The organism is Salinivibrio sp. AR647 (genome assembly GCF_001995415.1).
GTDB classification, from domain to species: Bacteria; Pseudomonadota; Gammaproteobacteria; order Enterobacterales; family Vibrionaceae; genus Salinivibrio; species Salinivibrio costicola.
This window is the reverse complement of record NZ_MUFE01000003.1, coordinates 160,526-179,294: the sequence shown is the minus strand read 5'-3', so window position 1 is coordinate 179,294 and position 18,769 is coordinate 160,526. Positions and strand designations below refer to the sequence as shown.

Annotated in this window: 14 protein-coding genes and 1 tRNA gene; 2 read left to right on the top strand and 13 right to left on the bottom strand. The window is 49.7% G+C overall.

Translation table 11 applies throughout. From position 1 onward, the window contains the following. Nucleotides 1-24 precede the first annotated feature (24 nt). The 4 genes from clpX to BZG76_RS04780 form a co-directional block, all read right to left on the bottom strand. Nucleotides 25-1,302 carry an ATP-dependent protease ATP-binding subunit ClpX gene (gene clpX, locus BZG76_RS04795; protein WP_021022249.1) on the bottom strand — a complete coding sequence of 426 codons (1,278 nt, stop codon included), beginning with the start codon at nucleotides 1,300-1,302 and terminating at the stop codon, nucleotides 25-27. Between the two features lie 144 nt (nucleotides 1,303-1,446). Beyond that, nucleotides 1,447-2,070, bottom strand: coding sequence for an ATP-dependent Clp endopeptidase proteolytic subunit ClpP (clpP, locus tag BZG76_RS04790; protein WP_021022248.1), 624 nt, complete (start codon nucleotides 2,068-2,070; stop codon nucleotides 1,447-1,449). A gap of 277 nt (nucleotides 2,071-2,347) precedes the next feature. Next, nucleotides 2,348-3,652 (bottom strand): trigger factor, encoded by a 1,305-nt coding sequence (gene tig / locus BZG76_RS04785; RefSeq protein ID WP_077460344.1) that lies wholly within the window; start codon nucleotides 3,650-3,652, stop codon nucleotides 2,348-2,350. Nucleotides 3,653-3,992: 340 nt separating this feature from the next. Then, nucleotides 3,993-4,069: transfer RNA gene (locus BZG76_RS04780), tRNA-Arg, on the bottom strand. Nucleotides 4,070-4,368: 299 nt separating this feature from the next. Here BZG76_RS04780 and folD point away from each other — a divergent pair. Then, complete coding sequence (gene folD, locus BZG76_RS04775) at nucleotides 4,369-5,229, top strand: bifunctional methylenetetrahydrofolate dehydrogenase/methenyltetrahydrofolate cyclohydrolase FolD (protein WP_077460343.1); 861 nt, start codon at nucleotides 4,369-4,371, stop codon at nucleotides 5,227-5,229. Between the two features lie 109 nt (nucleotides 5,230-5,338). Here folD and rfaH read toward each other — a convergent pair whose 3' ends face one another. Together rfaH and BZG76_RS04765 are read right to left on the bottom strand one after the other, a co-directional pair. Beyond that, a complete protein-coding gene (rfaH, locus tag BZG76_RS04770) occupies nucleotides 5,339-5,839 on the bottom strand; it encodes a transcription/translation regulatory transformer protein RfaH (protein WP_077460342.1) in 501 nt (166 codons plus the stop codon). A gap of 160 nt (nucleotides 5,840-5,999) precedes the next feature. Further along, the gene (locus BZG76_RS04765; RefSeq protein WP_077460341.1) at nucleotides 6,000-7,055 is read right to left on the bottom strand and encodes a response regulator; all 1,056 of its coding nucleotides are present in this window, start codon (nucleotides 7,053-7,055) and stop codon (nucleotides 6,000-6,002) included. 508 nt (nucleotides 7,056-7,563) lie between these two features. Here BZG76_RS04765 and BZG76_RS04760 point away from each other — a divergent pair. Then, the gene (locus tag BZG76_RS04760) at nucleotides 7,564-8,163 is read left to right on the top strand and encodes a Yip1 family protein (RefSeq protein ID WP_077460340.1); all 600 of its coding nucleotides are present in this window, start codon (nucleotides 7,564-7,566) and stop codon (nucleotides 8,161-8,163) included. A gap of 55 nt (nucleotides 8,164-8,218) precedes the next feature. On the opposite strand, the gene purF is transcribed toward BZG76_RS04760, so the two are convergent. The 7 genes from purF to BZG76_RS04725 all read right to left on the bottom strand — a co-directional run bounded on the left by purF (nucleotide 8,219) and on the right by BZG76_RS04725 (nucleotide 18,636). Then, nucleotides 8,219-9,733 (bottom strand): amidophosphoribosyltransferase, encoded by a 1,515-nt coding sequence (purF, locus tag BZG76_RS04755; protein ID WP_077460339.1) that lies wholly within the window; start codon nucleotides 9,731-9,733, stop codon nucleotides 8,219-8,221. A gap of 31 nt (nucleotides 9,734-9,764) precedes the next feature. Continuing rightward, nucleotides 9,765-10,262 (bottom strand): CvpA family protein, encoded by a 498-nt coding sequence (locus BZG76_RS04750; protein ID WP_021022877.1) that lies wholly within the window; start codon nucleotides 10,260-10,262, stop codon nucleotides 9,765-9,767. 61 nt (nucleotides 10,263-10,323) lie between these two features. After that, nucleotides 10,324-10,881 carry an SPOR domain-containing protein gene (locus BZG76_RS04745; RefSeq protein ID WP_077460338.1) on the bottom strand — a complete coding sequence of 186 codons (558 nt, stop codon included), beginning with the start codon at nucleotides 10,879-10,881 and terminating at the stop codon, nucleotides 10,324-10,326. A 12-nt stretch (nucleotides 10,882-10,893) separates the two neighbouring features. Continuing rightward, the gene (gene folC, locus BZG76_RS04740) at nucleotides 10,894-12,144 is read right to left on the bottom strand and encodes a bifunctional tetrahydrofolate synthase/dihydrofolate synthase (protein ID WP_077460337.1); all 1,251 of its coding nucleotides are present in this window, start codon (nucleotides 12,142-12,144) and stop codon (nucleotides 10,894-10,896) included. A gap of 65 nt (nucleotides 12,145-12,209) precedes the next feature. Then, nucleotides 12,210-13,142 (bottom strand): acetyl-CoA carboxylase, carboxyltransferase subunit beta, encoded by a 933-nt coding sequence (gene accD, locus BZG76_RS04735; protein ID WP_077460336.1) that lies wholly within the window; start codon nucleotides 13,140-13,142, stop codon nucleotides 12,210-12,212. A 116-nt stretch (nucleotides 13,143-13,258) separates the two neighbouring features. Continuing rightward, entirely contained in the window at nucleotides 13,259-14,095 is an 837-nt protein-coding gene (gene truA / locus BZG76_RS04730; RefSeq protein ID WP_077460335.1) for a tRNA pseudouridine(38-40) synthase TruA, read from the bottom strand. Nucleotides 14,096-14,232: 137 nt separating this feature from the next. Continuing rightward, complete coding sequence (locus tag BZG76_RS04725; protein ID WP_131825310.1) at nucleotides 14,233-18,636, bottom strand: FimV/HubP family polar landmark protein; 4,404 nt, start codon at nucleotides 18,634-18,636, stop codon at nucleotides 14,233-14,235. Between the last annotated feature and the right edge of the window lie 133 nt (nucleotides 18,637-18,769).

Here is an 18,769-nt window from a genome sequence, read left to right as displayed (position 1 = left end):
TCGCTGATAAAACAAGTGAAAGCGTTATTCACCGCCTGCGGCTTGATTCTCAGTGTGCTCATACATCAATAGAGGTGCGGATTCGCCTCGGATCACTGAGTCATCAATGACGACCTTGGTCACCCCTTTCATGGATGGCAGATCATACATAGTATCTAGCAGCACAGATTCCACAATCGAACGCAAACCTCGTGCACCTGTTTTGCGGGTCATCGCTTTTTTGGCGATCGCACGTAGGGCGTCATCACGGAACTCAAGCTCGACACCATCTAGCTCAAGCAGCGCACTGTATTGTTTGGTGATGGCATTTTTTGGCTCACGCAAAATCTGTACGAGTGCGTCTTCATCAAGCTCTCTAAGCACAGCGGTCACTGGCAAACGGCCGATGAACTCAGGGATCAGGCCATATTTAACCATATCTTCTGGTTCTACTTTGCCGAAGAACTCGTCGACTGACCGATCAGTCGCGCCTTTTACTTGCGCGCCAAAACCAATGCCAGAGCCGGTATCAACACGCTGCTCCACCACTTTGTCTAGTCCTGCAAACGCACCACCACAAATAAATAGAATTTTCGAGGTATCAACCTGGAGAAACTCTTGTTGTGGATGTTTACGCCCACCTTGTGGCGGGATCGATGCAACCGTTCCCTCGACCAGTTTAAGCAGGGCTTGCTGTACGCCTTCGCCAGAAACATCACGGGTAATCGATGGATTATCCGATTTACGTGACACCTTGTCGATTTCATCGATATACACGATGCCGCGCTCTGCTTTAGCGACGTCGTAGTCACACTTTTGCAGCAGCTTTTGGATGATATTTTCGACGTCTTCACCCACATAACCGGCTTCGGTTAATGTCGTTGCATCAGCCATCGTAAATGGCACATCCAAGAAGCGGGCGAGGGTTTCAGCCAGCAGTGTTTTACCACTCCCTGTGGGGCCAATCAGCAGGATATTACTCTTACCTAGCTCCACGCCCTCGGCGCTTTTATCGCCGTTTCGCAAGCGTTTGTAGTGGTTGTATACCGCAACCGAAAGCACTTTTTTGGCTTGCTCTTGGCCAATGACATAATCGTCCAGATGCTCGCGAATTTCGCTTGGCGCAGGCAAAGAATCGCCTTCACGCTTCGGCATCACTTCTTTGATCTCTTCACGGATAATGTCATTACATAGGTCAACACATTCGTCACAAATGTAGACCGATGGCCCAGCAATTAACTTGCGAACTTCGTGTTGGCTCTTACCACAGAATGAGCAGTAAAGCAGCTTTCCGCTTCCACCGTCTTTTCGCTTGTCTGTCATTCGCTAACCTCTTTGGGGCACTTGCCCGTCGTTGCCTTATGTTGAGTTTACAACAAATCGGCCACTTTTTCCGACCCAACAACCATCAAGCCTTGGCTAATGAGCGAAGTTTGTCTCATTTCAACGCTCTGCGGCGAATTGGGTTTAGTCTCGTTGACTCAATACGGCGTCAACTAAGCCATAGTCCACCGCTTCTTGCGCCGCCATGAAATTATCACGGTCAGTATCGCGCTCGATCACTTCCATCGGCTGGCCAGTATGTTCAGCCAATATAGTGTTGAGACGGTGCTTCGTTTTGATCATTTCCTGCGCATGAATTTCAATATCAGACGCCTGGCCTTGGAAGCCCCCTAGCGGCTGGTGAATCATCACGCGCGAGTTTGGTAAACAATAACGCTTACCTTTGGCGCCACCCGCAAGCAGGAAAGAGCCCATCGAACAGGCTTGGCCTGTACATAAGGTGCTCACGTCCGGTTTAATAAACTGCATGGTGTCATAAATCGCCATCCCCGCAGTCACCACGCCGCCTGGTGAGTTAATATACAGATAAATGTCTTTTTCTGGGTTCTCAGATTCCAAGAACAGCATCTGCGCCACAATCAAGTTCGCCATTTGGTCTTCCACTTGCCCTGTCAGGAAGATAATGCGTTCTTTGAGTAGGCGAGAGTAAATATCGTAAGAGCGCTCACCGCGCGAGGTTTGTTCCACCACCATAGGGACAAGGGCGTCCGTAATGGGTGGCATGGCATTTCTATCTTGATGGCTCATAACGTAATATCCCTAATCGAATTTGTTATCACTCTTGCCTTAACCAAGGTTTAGCACAAAATGCTGTAACAGGTCACTAAAATCTTATATCGGTGTATGCAGCTTGATGATCCATCGAGAGTTTTTACTTAAAAACAAGGCTCTCTAACGTCGATTGGTTTCATCACCATTGCGACCAATAGATGGAAAAAATGGCCCGAATGACAAGTCATTAGGGCCATTGTAAGCAGATACGTTTACGCAGTGTCAATAAAACACAGACGTTTTTTAATCCGAATTACGCTTGCTGAGAAGCGTTCATTAGATCACTGAAACCGACTTCAGCTTCAGTAACGGTTGCTTTTGCTAATAACGCATCGATCGCTTGCTCTTCAAGCGCAACGTTACGCATATTTTCCATCAGCTTCTCGTCCTTTTCATAGTAAGCGACAACTTCTGATGGGTCTTCATACGCAGACGCCATTTCTTCGATCAGTGCTTTAACGCGCTCATCATCGGCTTTAAGCTCTTCAGACTTGATCACTTCGCCAAGCAGCAGGCCGACGCTAACACGACGCTTCGCTTGCTCTTCAAATAGCTCACGCGGTAGCTGAGAAGCGCTATCCATGTTGCCACCAAAACGTTGTGCCGCTTGCTGACGCAATGTGCCAATTTCTTGGTCAATCAAGGCTGACGGTACGTCGATTTGGTTTTGCTCAACCAGACCGTCCAGTACTTGTTCTTTTACCTTGTTTTTGATCGCTTGCTTGAGTTCGCGATCCATGTTTTTGCGTACTTCCGCTTTCAGGCCTTCAACACTGCCGTCTGCAATGCCGAAGCGCTGAACGAATTCTTCTGTTAGCTCGGGTAGCTCTTGCTCTTCTACTTGATGCAGTTTAATCGCGAACTGAGCCGCTTTGCCTTTCAAGTTTTCAGCATGGTAGTCTTCAGGGAAGTTCACGTCGATGGTGAATTCTTCGCCCGCTTTTTTGCCGACAAGACCGTCTTCAAAGCCTGGGATCATGCGACCCTGACCCATTTCTAGCTGGAAGCCTTCGGCTTTGCCGCCCTCAAATTCTTCACCGTCGATGGTGCCGACGAAGTCCAGCGTCACACGGCTGTTATCTTTCGCTTCGCCTTCTGCTTCTACCCAGCTCGCTTGTTGCTTGCGCAAGGTGGTGAGCATTTCTTCAACGTCGCTTTCTTGTACGTCGGCTTTTGGCTTTTCGACGCTGATCGCGTCTAGGCCTTGTAGCTCAACCTCTGGATACACTTCAAAGTCAGCTTTAAATACCAGATCTTTTCCTGCTTCGTTCTCTACAGGGGTAAAGGTTGGTGCGCCCGCTGGGTTCACTTTTTCCTGGATCATCGCTTCAATAAAGTGACGCTGCATCACTTCGCCCAGCACGTCTTGACGCACGGTATCACCGTACATACGTGACACCATTTTCAATGGCGCTTTACCTTTACGGAAACCATCAAAACGACGATTCTTAGCGATATTGCGTAGCTCTTTAGTGACTGCATCATCGATATTGGCAGCAGGCACTGTGATGGTCATTTGGCGCTTAAGGCCTTCGGTGGTTTCAACGGTAACTTGCATTATAAATTTAACCTCAAATTTACTCAGGGGTACTGAGTGATGTTTACCAGTTTGACTGGTGGCATCATCCGAGCTATGAGTCCGTCATAGCCCCTGCGAATCCGGATACACGCAATTGGCGTATCGAGCTATCTCATCCGAGACTGAAAATTAAGACGCGCTATTATAGCGGCACCCGTCAACTGAGTCGAGACAAGGGGCAACCGATGGCGTTTCAATATCGAAATTGGGGTGATATCTCACAATTCAACCGCGTAAGATCACAGATTTTACTGTTTTATGCGCGATTGATTATTTTCAGAGCACTCAGACAAGGCAAATACGGGGAGACGCATAAAAATGGCGCGCCCTACAGGATTCGAACCTGTGACCCACGGCTTAGAAGGCCGTTGCTCTATCCAACTGAGCTAAGGGCGCAATAACGATATGCAGCGTGGATTATAAAGCGACGTCAGGTCCCGTCAACGCTTTTCCCTAAAATGTTGACCTAGTTGCTCAAAACCGCGCCATTTTATTGTCAGTCACCGCCTATCGCTTTTTTTGGGCCACTTTGCCAACCTAATGAAGCGAAGGGCTAGACAATGACGTGATATTCTCTCTCAATAGGATATCTGGCATATTCCGTTATCAAAGCCAAGGCAAACGTTTGCGCAATAGCTTTTAGCCACGATTTTTGTCACAATACTGACGAATATTGCTTTAGCCAAAGGATAGTTATGGCCGCACAATTGATTGATGGAAAGCTGATCGCGCAAACGGTGCGTCGTGAGGTCGCTGCACGCGTCGCCGCCCGCACAGAGGCAGGTCGCCGCGCACCTGGTTTAGCCGTTATTTTGGTCGGATCGGATCCTGCATCACAAGTTTACGTGGGGAGTAAACGCCGAGTCTGTGACGAAGTCGGATTTGTATCACGCTCCTATGACCTCCCAGCCTCTTGCTCACAGCATGAGCTACTCTCGTTGATTGACACTTTGAATGACGATGACTGCATTGATGGTATTCTCGTTCAACTGCCGTTGCCGGCGGGGATTGATGCCACGTCCGTATTGGAACGAATCCGCCCAGATAAAGATGTAGATGGTTTTCATCCTTTTAATGTGGGCCGCTTGTGCCAACGTATGCCGACACTACGCTCGTGCACGCCGAAAGGAATTATTACTCTTCTCGATCGTTATAATGTACCGCTACGTGGTAAACATGCTGTGGTTGTGGGAGCATCCAATATTGTCGGTCGCCCGATGACGTTGGAGCTGTTGCTCGCCGGCTGCACCACCACCACCTGCCATCGATTTACCCAAGATTTAGAAACGCATGTTCGACAAGCCGATGTGCTCGTGGTTGCGGTCGGTAAACCTAAGTTCATCCCTGGCGATTGGATAAAACCCGGGGCAATCGTGATTGATGTGGGCATCAACCGCATGGATGACGGTAAATTAATCGGGGATATTGAGTACGATGTCGCGTATGAAAGAGCCAGTCATATCACCCCTGTACCTGGCGGGGTCGGCCCTATGACAGTCGCCACCTTGATTGAAAACACACTCATGGCGTGCGAGCAGTATCACGACGTTGGCTAGCATCACAAGGTGGCGAAGTCAATTTGATTAGCTTTCACACATTGATTTCGCCCATCTTTTTTGGCCTGATACAACGACCTATCGGCACGTTCTACGACGCGTAAGTCGCTTAGCATGACGCTTTTATATCTGAGTTATTGATCCGTAATTCTGTTTGTTGGTTGAGTATTTTGATTAAAAGGATACAGCGTTTTTCGCCGTCTTTTTCTTTAAAAATCGCTTCAGCCCCGGCAAACTGGCCACTCTCAACGGTTACTTTTTGACCAGGCTTGAAGCCTTGATACAGTAATTCTCGTTGCTCATCACTGTCTTCCATCATCATCAAGTGTTGAATTAATTGAATATCGACGTGGATTGGCTTCGCACCTTGGCGAACAAAATCAACAACGCCACGTGTAGAGCGAACAGACGTGTATTGAACCCATTCAGGATCAAAACAAGCAAAGATGTAATTCGGAAAGAGCGGTTCTTCAACTTGCCGGTATTTGCCTCGACGCAACTTTTCGACTGTGACTATCGGGTAGTAACAGTCCACGCCTTGCCGCTTCAAGTTTTGTTCCGCACGTTGTTGTTCCGTGCGTTTACAATAAAGTAAATACCAATGTTTCATGCCGATCTGTCCCTGATATCTATCGAAGGTAAGGTAACAACCCATCCAGAGCGACGTGAGTATACGGATGTAAATCATCACCAGCAAGCAGAGCGGGACGTGCATCGCTTGAACTGGTGATATGGAGATGACGGGACACCACAATCATTGATGGCCTATATTAGGCAATCTTTTGAATATCAACGCTAAAGCTATTCAGGCCGACTTCGTTTAAAGACACACGCGCATCGCCTGATTGCATATCCACAGTTTGGAATTCACTGCTAAAGGCATCGCGACCTAGCCAATGCTCACTACGAACTAATTTCGTGGTTCCGCTACTATCAATCGTGGCTTTTAAACCTGCTGGCAGAATATCAAGTTGGCTATCAACCATGTTTAAGACACCAAACATGGCACGGACCGGTGATGTATAAGCCGATGCACGAATCGCATCTTCAATCCGTTTTACCAGCGTCAGGAATCCGCGTTCATTCACATCACTTGAGCGGACAAAATCATTAAAAAAGGCCCGAATCATCAAAGTCGTTGCCGTCCCATCTTCTTCAGCTGACGCTGAGTCAACCACATAGAACGCCATTTTCCCGCCGAGCAGCCAAGCATAATCGAGCACAATAGGGTTGGCGTCTGCCGATTGCAGCGAGTGATATGACAAACGCCACGCGCCTTGTTGTGAGTCTGGCTCAGGCATCAACCCTATCAGCAACTCTCGCGCACTGCCAGGATTATGACGTAGCGCATCAAGGTGCCATTTTAGTTCGCTTTCTGAGGCGCCTTTGTCCGCATCTTCACTCACTTTAAACCACTGTTGACTAAAGTCATCACTGGCATGCACATCATCGTTGGCATCATCAATCACCGCTTCAATGGCTTTTTTAACCGATTTGATGTCTTCAATGGGCTTGAGTAAAAAATCCTTTACTCCAAAGCGAAGCGCCTGGGCAACGTCGGCCATGCCTCCGGTACCTGAAATCACAATCATGGGCAGCATCGGGTATTCGAGGCTCACTTCCTCAACGAACTCAAGCCCCGTCATGACCGGCATGGAAAGATCGCTGATCAGTAAATCAGGGATGGATTGCCTCAATGCTTGTAGCCCTTCTAGCCCATTTTCTACTTCACGGACCGTCGCACCTTCTCTTTCAAGAAACGAGGCAATCATTCGACTAAAGACGGGATCATCTTCAACAATTAAAATATCTTTACTGTGCAACACGACGCTCTCCTCCCGGACTGCAAAGCAGCGGCTGTTTTAAATCGCTCTGTACTAATCGTAGCTGAACTCAGACACCCCGTGCCTGCTTATGATATTTAATTTGATAGCGAACAATAAACAGCTGTTTAAAATAACAATTTTATCAATATAAACTCACATGCATCTTAACGTACAACAAGGAGTACGATAAAAAACACTTAAAAATCAGCAACACTCCAGAGTACGCCACTCTGTATTAAAAGTGAGATGTTCAACAATTAATACATGACAATCATCACATAATGCATATTTTCCTAGCTTTATTTCCGAGCGACTTCGCCCTTTGCCTCGTGAGGAAGGTTGTTATAGCGCACAAAACTTGCCAATTATGATGTCAAGAGCTATTCGTTAGGTAAGGAAAGAAGATTTGGGCATCTGTCTTCGCACAGCCGAGCTAGCCGTTACCCAGCTGTCGTGCGCCGACCATTGCACCTTTGTTTATATTTAGGGAATAACGAGCGGGGTTACTATGATTTTAGGTCACTTAGTCGGGTTATATACCCATCCCAAAAAAGAATGGAAAACAATTGGCGAACGACACGAGGGCGTTTCAAGTAGCATCGGACATGCGCTATTGTTAGCGTTGATCCCACCTGTGTGTGCCTACTACGCGAGTGTCAATATCGGCTGGCAAATCGGCGCGGGAGAGCCCATTTTCATGACGCCACAAAGCGCGCTTTTTATTGCCAGTGCTATGTATTTAGCGTTACTCGGTGGGGTTGCTGCCCTTGCCTACCTAACCTTGTGGATGAGTCGAACATTTGGCTCTGCGCCTAACTATACGCAATGCCTTGAGCTGGCCGCTTACACGGCGACGCCGATTTTTATGGTCGGGCTTGCAACGCTCTATCCGGTGGTATGGTTTGTCATGATTGTCGGCTTGATCGGTGTCGCTTATTCCGTTTATCTGCTGTATACCGGCGTGCCGATACTCATGGAGATCCCTGAAGAGCGCGGTTTTATTTATGCAAGCTCCGTCGTCACCTGCGGCTTAGTCCTGTTGGTCGCTATCCTTGCCGCCTCCGTGATTCTGTGGAATGTCGGCATGGGGCCTGTTTTCACACACTAAGACCTTCTCTCGCTAAAAAGACAAATACGCCGCGATAATCTCGCGGCGTATTTGTTTAATCTTCGTTATGTATCTCTAAGTTCGCAAGCTCTTGTTGCTGCTCTCGTACAGTTTTAGCATCATCACTACGTAAGCTTTGTAAATACTCGAGGTACGCCTGATCCACATCTTGGGTGACATATTCGCCACTAAACACCGATGTTTCGAAGCGCTCAATCGCTGGGTTGGCCTCACCAACAGCGGCGACGAGATCAGGCAGATCTTGATAAACCAAGCCATCGGCACCAATTAATTGGCCAATTTCATCCACTTCGCGACCATGAGCAATCAACTCGTTGGCGCTCGGCATATCAATGCCATAGACATTGGGGAAGCGCACTTCGGGGGCCGCGGAGGCCATATAAACTTCTTTGGCGCCTGCTTCACGTGCCATCTCGATGATCTGCTCTGAGGTTGTGCCTCGCACGATCGAATCATCGACCAAGAGTACGCGCTTGTCTTTAAACTCTGAACGGATGGCATTGAGTTTACGACGTACGGATTTTCGACGCATCTGCTGCCCCGGCATAATAAACGTACGACCTACGTAGCGATTTTTAACAAAGCCTTGGCGGTAGGGTTTACCTAGCACTTGCGCAATTTCTAACGCGATATCACAAGATGTCTCAGGGATAGGAATGACGACATCAATATCCACGTCTTCCCACTCGCGCTGAATTTTAGCGCCAAGCTTTTGACCCATACGAATACGGGCCCCATAAACGGATACTTTATCGATAAATGAGTCGGGACGAGAAAAGTAAACGAACTCAAAGATGCAAGGGTTAAGACTCGGTGAGTCCGCACACTGATAGGTATGAAGTTGTCCCTCTAAGGTGATATAAACCGCCTCTCCGGGTGAGACATCACGCACGAAATCGAAACCCACGGCATCCAATGCAACGGTTTCAGACGCAACCATATACTCGGTACCTGTTTGCGTATCGCGCTTCCCTAAACAAAGCGGGCGGATGCCTTTAGGATCACGAAAAGCGATAACACCATGCCCAATCACCATTGCCACAACGGCATAAGCACCGGAGACTTGTCGATGGACCGCTTTCACCGCGGTAAACATATCATCAACAGTAAGAGGATGAGAAGTCGCAGTCGACAGTTGATGGGCAAGGACATTGAGGAGAATTTCAGAGTCAGACGTTGTATTAAGGTGACGACGATCTTTTTCAAATAAAGATTGGCGCAACGCCTCAGCATTGGTCAAGTTACCATTGTGGGCGAGAGTAATCCCATACGGCGAGTTGACATAGAAAGGCTGCGCTTCTGATGCACTAGAGCTGCCCGCTGTTGGATACCTTACATGCCCTATTCCAACCTGGCCTTGCAAGCGCTGCATATGCTTCAGTTGGAACACATCCTGGACTAACCCATTGGCTTTTCGAAGCCGGAAACGATTGTCATCGATAGTGACAATGCCGGCTGCATCTTGTCCTCGATGTTGAAGCACAGTCAGTGCATCGTAAATGGACTGATTGACCGGAGTGTTACCAACGATTCCAACAATACCACACATGTCAGCGATTCCTTGTTACGCGAATATCAGCCTAAGATCCTGCGATCTCAGGTAAGAAACTGGAACTGTTCTCGAGATAGTGGAAGAACCATTCGATCACTACCGCAAAGTTAGGAATAAGTTGCGATTGTCCCCACGCTTGGTTGTTGGCGACCGATGTAAAGGCATCGAGGAAGAAAAGCACCGCCGCGATGATTAACACGCCGCGCACACTGCCAAACACCATACCAAGCACTCTATCCGTGCCAGACAATCCCGTTTTTTCTACTAACTGGGCAATCACATAATTGACTACTGCGCCGACCAATAAGGTGGCAATAAACAACAAGGCGATAGCACTACCATTACGGATAACCGCATCTTGGATATTGGTCAAATACACCGCTAGCTGCGTGTAGAATTGGCTGGCAATAAAAAACGCCCCAAACCAAATCACTAATGACAAGGCTTCTTTTACAAAGCCTCGAATCACACTCACTAACGCCGAAAAACCAATGACGCCAATAATAAGATAATCAATCCAATTCATCGTATTCACTTGCTCGAGACGTGCGCATTCTAACAGAAAAAATGCTCACGCAAACGTTTTCTTATTGGGTAAGTGGGTCAAATTTGCGCAACTGTCCTTTCAATCCTGTCAGCGATTGCAGATCAGTCAGTTGCGATTCGAGTGTGGTTTTAGAAACATGTGGCCCGACGACCACTTTTGCTAAGTCACCGGGTTGAATGTCTCTGGGTAAGATATGTGCTTGATACCCTTTGTCACGTAATTGCTTAACCAAGCGACGGGCATTCTCTTGGTTACGGAAGGTCCCCAAACGGATCATCCATGCGCTGTCTCCGTCGTTGACTGACGCTGTACTGGATGCCGTGGGCGTTGGGTCACTTTTTTCCGTCTCAGCCTGCGCATTTGTGTCAGCTGAACGGGTATCGTTTACCTGGGTATCGGGCGCTGTTACCTCAATCACCTCGGGTTCTTCAACCGGCATTTGGCTCACTGTGCCATCAAAGTCATCCCGCAGGGGGATGCTTTGATAGCTTTCTTGGTAATGCTCTTTTTTGCCATCGAGCACATCAGGTAGCACTATCACACCGATAGAGACTAACACTAGGGTGCCGACCACTCTTTTTTGTAACTTACTGGCCACAATGACTCCGTTTTAATTAAGCGTTTCCATCACCTGCCCAACGGTATGGAACGACCCAAATACGACCACACAGTCTCGCTCAGGTTCAGCCTGACTCAACGCATGTTGATAGGCGTCACTCGGTGAGCTGAATTGCATTGATGCCACCACCGGCAATTTATCTGCTGACGCGCCACGAGGTACGGCTAAAGAAGCGGGGTACCAGCAATCCACAATGCCATCAAAACAGGCTAAGGTACCCTCTATATCTTTGTCTGCTAACATCGCCACCACAGCATGCACGCGTCCTGTCAATTTCGCTTTTTGCTCAGTGAGTTTCTTTGCTAGGTAAGCGGCAGCATGCGGATTATGGGCGACGTCAAAAATCGTGTAAGGGGCGTCAGCAATAACTTGCATCCGACCGGTAACCGCGACAGACGCTAATCCCTCGGTAATGTGTGTATCAGCAATGTCGAGGTCAGCGACGCCCAGCGCCATTAAAGCCGTTGCCGCATTTTGTAGCGGAATAGCCGGAATAGGTAGATCTGTCAGTTCAAAAGCACCGGCCGCCCAACGCCACGTATCGCCTGTCATGGCATAGTGGTACTGATAGCCTAACTGATTTAATTGCGCGCCAATCGCATCAGCATGCGCGGCAACACTCGCAGGTGGCGCAGGCTGACCACATATCGCCGGTTTATCTTTCCGGAATATGCCTGCTTTTTCATAGCCAATCTGATTAATGTCATTGCCCAGCCAATCACAATGATCGAGCGCGAGACTGGTGATCACTGATACGTCATGATCCACCACATTGGTGGCATCTAAACGGCCACCGAGACCCACTTCGAGGATCACGACATCAAGCGCATGCTGTTTAAATAGCTGTAACGCGGCTAAGGTACCAAATTCAAAAAAGCTCAGACTGGTTTGGCCACGTGCCTGGTTAATTACCTCAAACGCTTGAGTATGCTCACTATCGGCCAGCACGTCGCCATTGACACGGACCCGCTCATTGTAATGAATAAGATGTGGTGAGCTGTAAACCCCCGTACGGTAACCCGCGTGCTGTAATATTGCCTCTAATAAGGCGCAGGTGGTCCCCTTGCCATTGGTCCCTGCAACGGTAATCACTTTAGGCGCAGGCTTGGTCAATTGGGCGTGCTCCGCAACTGCCGCGACGCGTTCAAGGCCAAGATCGATGGCACTGGTATGGATATTTTCTAGATAAGACAGCCACGTATCCATTGAGGATGTGGCTGTTGGATGCTGTAGTTCAGACATTGACTTGGTCAGTTACTCGATGATGGGCAAATGATACCAAGGATAACGCCATGGAACACGGTCAATTATTGCTCTTGAGAGGAAGGTGCCACTTCAGGCTCTTCTGGAGGTTGAGGTTTATCTTGCTCAACATCGACGACCAATGGCGACTTAATGTTACCCAGCTTCGCCAATAGGCCCGCCAAACGCTGGCGCATCTCACGACGATCAACAATCATGTCGATCGCACCATGTTCAAGCAAGAACTCACTGGTTTGGAAATCGTCTGGCAGATTCTCGCGTACGGTTTGCTCAATGACACGACGGCCAGCAAAACCGATAATCGCTTTTGGCTCTGCGACATTAATGTCTCCGAGCATAGCAAAGCTCGCGGTCACCCCACCGTAAGTTGGATCAGTGAGTACCGAGATGAATGGCAAGTTGTGACGCGATAAACGCTCAAGTGCCGCACTGGTTTTCGCCATTTGCATCAATGACATCAAGGCTTCTTGCATGCGCGCCCCACCACTGGCCGAAAAACACACCAGGCCACAATGGTTTGCGATCGCGTGCTCGACCGCTTTAACAAACCGAGCGCCGACGACTGCGCCCATCGAACCGCCCATGAACTTAAATTCAAACGCACAAGCAATCACGGGCACATCTAGCACACTGCCTTTCATGACCACGAGTGCATCTTTTTCCCCACTGGACTTTTGCGCGGCTGACAGGCGATCTTTATACTTTTTCGAATCACGAAATTTTAATACGTCTTTAGGCTCCAGTTCACCGGCAATCTCTTCACGTCCTTCAGGATCCAAAAAAACATCCAGACGACGGCGTGCTGGCATACGCATATGGTGGTCACACTTGGGACAAACTTCCAAATTACGTTCGACATCAGCGTGATAAAGTACTTGATCACACGACGTACACTTGGTCCAAACCCCTTCAGGGATCGACGCCTTGCGTGATGAACCAATATTACTTTTGGTTAATATTTTCTCTAGCCAGCTCATGGACAACCTTTACTTAGTCATGGCTATCACAATTAGACAACCATCTTGGATTCGTAACAAATTAGACCGAATTAAATCACAAGTCTGCCAGACTTGGGATAAAAAACTGGTACTACCTATTCTGTCTCCGTACGCTTTGCGCCGAGTATGCTCTCGGATTCCATCACCTGATCGGGCAAAAACAAAGGCCCTATCGGCGGGCGTGGTAAGCCATATTGATCCGGATAATCCACCTCGACCAAATACAAACCTTCCGCTTTGGCCGTCGCGGCCGCCAAGGTGCGATCTTTCTGTGCCAGTAGCCATGCGATCCACTCTGGCGGCTGTTCTTTACGACCGACAGCCATGAGGCTGCCCGCGATATTGCGCACCATGTGATGCACAAAGGCATTCGCTTTTATATCGATCACGATAAACCGCCCCTGACGCGTGACAGATAAATGCATCACATTCCGCCATGGCGAGTGAGATTGACATTGTGCCGCACGAAATGACGAGAAATCATTCTCACCTAGTAAGTACTGACCCGCTCGCGCCATTAAGGTTTCATCCAACTCGCTATGATAGTGACTGACACCTTTACCCAGTATCGCTGGGCGCAAAGAGTGGTTGTATATCACATAGCGATAGCGGCGTGCTGTCGCACTGAATCGCGCATGAAAATCGTCTGGAACAGGCGTGGCCCAACGTACGGCAATCGCATCAGGCAAGTTTGCATTCACTCCCATCGTCCAGGCTTTTAATGGCCGTTGGCTATCGCTATCAAAATGCACCACCTGTCCGGTGCCGTGGACTCCCGAATCGGTACGCCCCGCACATTGTACTGCCACAGGGTGATTAGCGACGGTCGACAAGGCCTTTTCCAAGTGTTCTTGGACACTGGTGACTTCTCGTTGCCTTTGCCAACCGTAAAACTGGGCGCCGTCATATTCAATGCCTAACGCGAATCTCATGCCTGTGCCTTTTTAGTTACTGCTCAACAAGGCGCAGCATTATACCCATAAAGCCGGCCTGTTGCAGGTCTTAACATCGACTGTCTATTCTGAGGCCTAATAAGCAATCAGGTAGCCTGTGCTACCTGATTGTGGTGTTACCTAAGTTGTTCAAGCAGTTGCCGAGCCTCTTGCTGCAAGGCCTTATTGCCTGACTGCATCACTTTTTCTAATAAGGAAATCGCGCCATCCATATCATTCATTTCCAAGTAAGCTTTCGCCAAGTCGAGATTGGTCGATGCCTCTGTGCTGGCGGTGTCGCCATCAACATCAATCGCACTAATGTCTTCTAACACATCAGGGAATTCATCCAACCCTACGTCAAGGTTCATCTCCGCCTTGTCGGGATCAATATCTGGCGTCGAGCCGTCATCGCGCATAAGCTCTTCGATACTAATGTAGTCGTCACCTTCCTGCTCTTCGCCGATAAGCTCACTTTCAGCTTCACCCTCACCGAGCAGATCATCATCCAAGGCCTGTTCCAGTTCAAAGGTTTCAAGCGAGGCCGGATCAATGGCGGGTTGTTGGCTCCAATCTTCACTTTCGGCTTCTGGCTCTGGCTCATTGTCGGCTTGCCAAACCGCTGCTTCTTCGTCGGATAAAGCGGAAAGATCGAGAGGCTCATCGTCATCGGATTCCGATAGCAAGGCCTCCATATTCAGACCACCGACCTGGTGATCATCGTCATCCAGATCACTGATATTGCGTGTATCGCGCTCGGGCGCCTCAGAGGTTGGCGCGTTGTCTTGCTGCTCATTGAGATAAGACTCGAGCTCTCGTTGTTCATCGAGTGCCGCCCCTAGCGCATCGTTTTCATCAAACTCACCCAAATCGTCTAACGACAGAGAATCAAACGTGTCTGGCTCTGACTCTGGCTCTGGCTCTGGCTCTGGCTCTGGCTCTGGCTCTGGCTCTGGCTCTGGCAGGCTATCAAGTGCAGCTTGTTCTTCTTCGTCAACCGGTTCTGCATCTGCCAGTGCGGCTTCTTCGTCATATTCAGGCAGATTGGTTAGATCGAGTAAATCTTCCTCTTTAGTATCATCGAGGTTTTCGCCTTGATCAGGCTGCTCGTTGGCGGCTGGCGCGTCATCCTGTGCATCGTCGTCAGTATCGGGCTCTGCAGTGTCATCGGCTGGCGCTTCGTCCGTGTCATCCTGTGCATCGTCCTCAGTCTCGGGCTCTGCAGTGTCATCGACTGACTCTTCAGGCTCAGCGTCGGGTGTGTCTTCAACCTCGGCGGAGTCATCCGATTCAGCCGTTTCTTCGGGTTGAGCATCTTCTGGCTGATCATTCGCGATTGGCTCTTCGTCCACGTCATCCTGTGCGTCGTCCTCAGTCTCAGATTCCGCAGTGTCATCGACTGACTCTTCAGGTGCAGTGTCGGGTGTGTCTTCAACCTTGGCGGCGTCATCCGATTCAGCCGTTTCTTCGGGATGAGCGTCTACTGGCTGATCATTCGCGATTGGCTCTTCGTCCACGTCATCCTGTGCATCGGATTCAGCGGTGTCATCGCCTGGCGCTTCTTCCGCGTCATCCTGTGCATCGTCGTCAGTATCGGGCTCTGCAGTGTCATCGGCTGGCTCTTCAGATGCAGTGTCGGATGTGTCTTCAATCTTGGCGGCGTCATCCGGCTCAGCCGTTTCTTCGGGTTGAGCGTCTTCTGGCTGATCATTCGCGATTGGCTCTTCGTCCACGTCATCCTGTGCATCGTCCTCAGTCTCGGGCTCTGCAGCGTCATCGACTGGCTCTTCGGGCACAGTGCCGGATGTGTCTTCAACCTCGGCGGCGTCATCCGGCTCAGCCGTTTCTTCGGGTTGAGCGTCTACTGGCTGATCATTCGCGATTGGATCTTCGTCCGTGTCATCCTGTACGTCATCGTCAGTCTCGGGCTCTGCAGTGTCATCGGCTGGCTCTTCAGGCTCAGCGTCGAGTGTGTCTTCAACTTCCGCGGCGTCATCCGATTCAGCCGTTTCTTCGGGTTGAGCGTCTTCTGGCTGATCATTCGCGATTGGCGCTTCGTCCACGTCATCCTGTGCGTCGTCCTCAGTCTCGGGCTCTGCAGTGTCATCGACTGACTCTTCAGGTGCAGTGTCGGGTGTGTCTTCAACCTCAGCGGCGTCATCCGATTCAGCCGTTTGTTCGGGTTGTTGGTCTGCTAGCGACTCGTCGGCGACGGGTGCTTCATCTGTATCGTCCGGAGCGTCAGCTTCGACGGTGTCATCCGGCTCAGCCGTTTGTTCCGGTTGTTCCGGCTGTTGGTCTGCTGGCGACTCGTCGGCGACGGGTGCTTCATCTGTATCGTTCTGAGCCTCGGCCTCGGGTTCCGCGGTATCCTCGGCTGACATTCCATCCGTATCATCCTGAGCTTCGGCCTCGGGCTCTGCAGTGTCATCGGCTGGCGCTTCATCCGTGTCATCCTGTGCGTCGTCGTCAGTCTCGGGCTCTGCGGGCTGTTCTGCTTTACGGGGATCAGGCTCTGGTTCACCCTCTGATTCATAAAGCAGTTTTTCGAGTTCCGCTTCATTAGGATCGCTGTCTTCAGCTTCTTCCCATAGTGCAGGATCATCTTCCTCCGCAAGTGGATCGGATTCGTCGTCGTCACCTAACACTTCCTCCAACAAGGCGTCAGAGTCTTCAAGGTGCGGATCATCGTTGTCTAATACTTCATCCAGTAAAGCATCACTGCTTTCATCAAACTCAGTCTCCGTATCATCTTGATCATTCAACCAGCTATCATCATCGTCATCATCATCACCGACAAGCTCATCAAGAAGCTCGGTCGTGTTGTCGAGCGAAACGCTGTCTTCGTCGTCATCATCTGATAAATCAATTTCTTGGCTGAGATCTAACGCTGGCTCATCGGCAAGGGCTGAGTCAAATAATGCATCATTCGGTGCTTGCTCTTCCGACTCTTCGCTTGATTCAGGATTATCATCCGATGTCGCCTCAGTATCACTCTCTACGTCTGCTTCTGATTCACGCGTGGACTCAGAGGGGTCCTCCGGCGCAGATTCAGTGCCCGATTCCCCGGCGAGCAAGGCATCAATGTCATCTACATCACTGTCGTTACCTTCTTCTAGCGCTTTCGCCCACTCTGCTGCAAGCGCCTCGTCTGCACTCATTTCCTCTTCAGGGAGGGCTGCGTCGTCGGTTTCACTTTCGCTGCCGGTCGACGTTTCGGTATCGGCAGGCGGTGTATCCGCCAATTCATCTAACGCACGCTCCATGTCCTCGAGTCCAATGGCATCGTCACTGGTTGGCGCAACGCTCGATTCGTTACCAGACATGTCGTCCAGTTCATCGTCAAGATTGAGATCATCAAGGTCCGTGTCATCACCGAATACCGTGTCATCACCAAATGCCACGTCTTCATCACTACGACCATCCTCAGTGATCTCTAACTCATCGTCAGATTGATCTTGGTGACTCTCCCCTTCCTGCTCATCTTCAGGATCGGGCACCATGATAACCGGCATATCATCTAGCTCATCATGGTCGAGTGAGGCGGGCTCGTCATGCTCTTCGTTTTGTTTCTTACGACGCGCCAAGAAGAAGAAAACCCCACCGGCAATTAACGCGCCAGGAATGATCGCGAACATGGCGAGCAGGAGTGGATTATCCAATAAAGAGTCGACCGCAGAGGGAGGCTGCGTCTCTTGTTTCGCCTGCTGCTGACGTTGTTGTTCTAGGAAAGCACGTATTTCCTGATTCAACTCGTCATCACTGCTCATTTTTTCTTTCAGCGCATTCAGTTCGTACTGAACTTCGGATAAGCGCACTTTGAGCACATGATTACTCTCAACCAAGCGGGTCATTTCTTGATCTGAGTTTTGTAGCTGCGATTGCAACGTTTCTACCACTTCAGGTTGTGGTGTCTCAGGCTCACTCGCGTCAGCGTCCTGTGCCTGCTCTGTTTCTGAGGCGCTTTGTTGCGATTCTGGTTCAGCTTGCTCGGGTTCGACTTGCTCTGATGCTTGAGCGTCAGGCTGGGTGACTTGATCACTCAATGGTGTCGTCGTTTGTGCTTGCTTACGTGCGTCATCAATTTCAAGACGATTTACGACATCTTGCGTACTTTCTCGTTCGATTTGCTCCAAGGTTGGCATCACTAATGTGCTACCTGGCTGCAAGCGATGGATATTATTATTGGCAAACGCGTCGGTATTGAGACGGAAAATCGCGCCCAATGTTTGGTAAACACTGACTTGTGTATTGGGACGCATTTGCGTCGCAATCGACCACAAGGTTTCGTTTGCACCTGTTGGGCCATATTGCTGCGCGGATTGCACCGTAGGCGGTTGTTGTGCGGATGACGACTCAGTCGTCATTTCGTCTTGCGGGCCCAGAATACGAATGGCCGCCTCGACCGGTAAGGTAGACACACTGACGAGACTGATCGCCAATAACCCCACGACGGCAAGAAGATGCCGCCTCACTATGTGCGAGATTATCGTCAATCGCGTTTGAGAAGAAGACTGTTCACTTTGCTGTGCGTTGGACACACCCGCACTCCCTATGGCAGAAATGGCCTCACTAAATATCTAACTATATCGGAAGCCATGCGAAAAACTGTAGTTTGATGATATAAAAGTGTGTTGTGCGATCAAACTGTGGGCGCTCTGCCTCAGTTTTGCC

Bases quoted from the DNA above. Each gene is read 5' to 3' on its own strand.
- folC (WP_077460337.1), bottom strand. From the start codon at position 12,144: ATGTCTGAACTACAGCATCCAACAGCCACATCCTCAATGGATACGTGG.
- truA (WP_077460335.1), bottom strand. From the start codon at position 14,095: ATGAGATTCGCGTTAGGCATTGAATATGACGGCGCCCAGTTTTACGGT.
- accD (WP_077460336.1), bottom strand. From the start codon at position 13,142: ATGAGCTGGCTAGAGAAAATATTAACCAAAAGTAATATTGGTTCATCA.
- BZG76_RS04760 (WP_077460340.1), top strand. From the start codon at position 7,564: ATGATTTTAGGTCACTTAGTCGGGTTATATACCCATCCCAAAAAAGAA.
- purF (WP_077460339.1), bottom strand. From the start codon at position 9,733: ATGTGTGGTATTGTTGGAATCGTTGGTAACACTCCGGTCAATCAGTCC.
- clpX (WP_021022249.1), bottom strand. From the start codon at position 1,302: ATGACAGACAAGCGAAAAGACGGTGGAAGCGGAAAGCTGCTTTACTGC.
- clpP (WP_021022248.1), bottom strand. From the start codon at position 2,070: ATGAGCCATCAAGATAGAAATGCCATGCCACCCATTACGGACGCCCTT.
- tig (WP_077460344.1), bottom strand. From the start codon at position 3,652: ATGCAAGTTACCGTTGAAACCACCGAAGGCCTTAAGCGCCAAATGACC.
- rfaH (WP_077460342.1), bottom strand. From the start codon at position 5,839: ATGAAACATTGGTATTTACTTTATTGTAAACGCACGGAACAACAACGT.
- BZG76_RS04750 (WP_021022877.1), bottom strand. From the start codon at position 10,262: ATGAATTGGATTGATTATCTTATTATTGGCGTCATTGGTTTTTCGGCG.
- folD (WP_077460343.1), top strand. From the start codon at position 4,369: ATGGCCGCACAATTGATTGATGGAAAGCTGATCGCGCAAACGGTGCGT.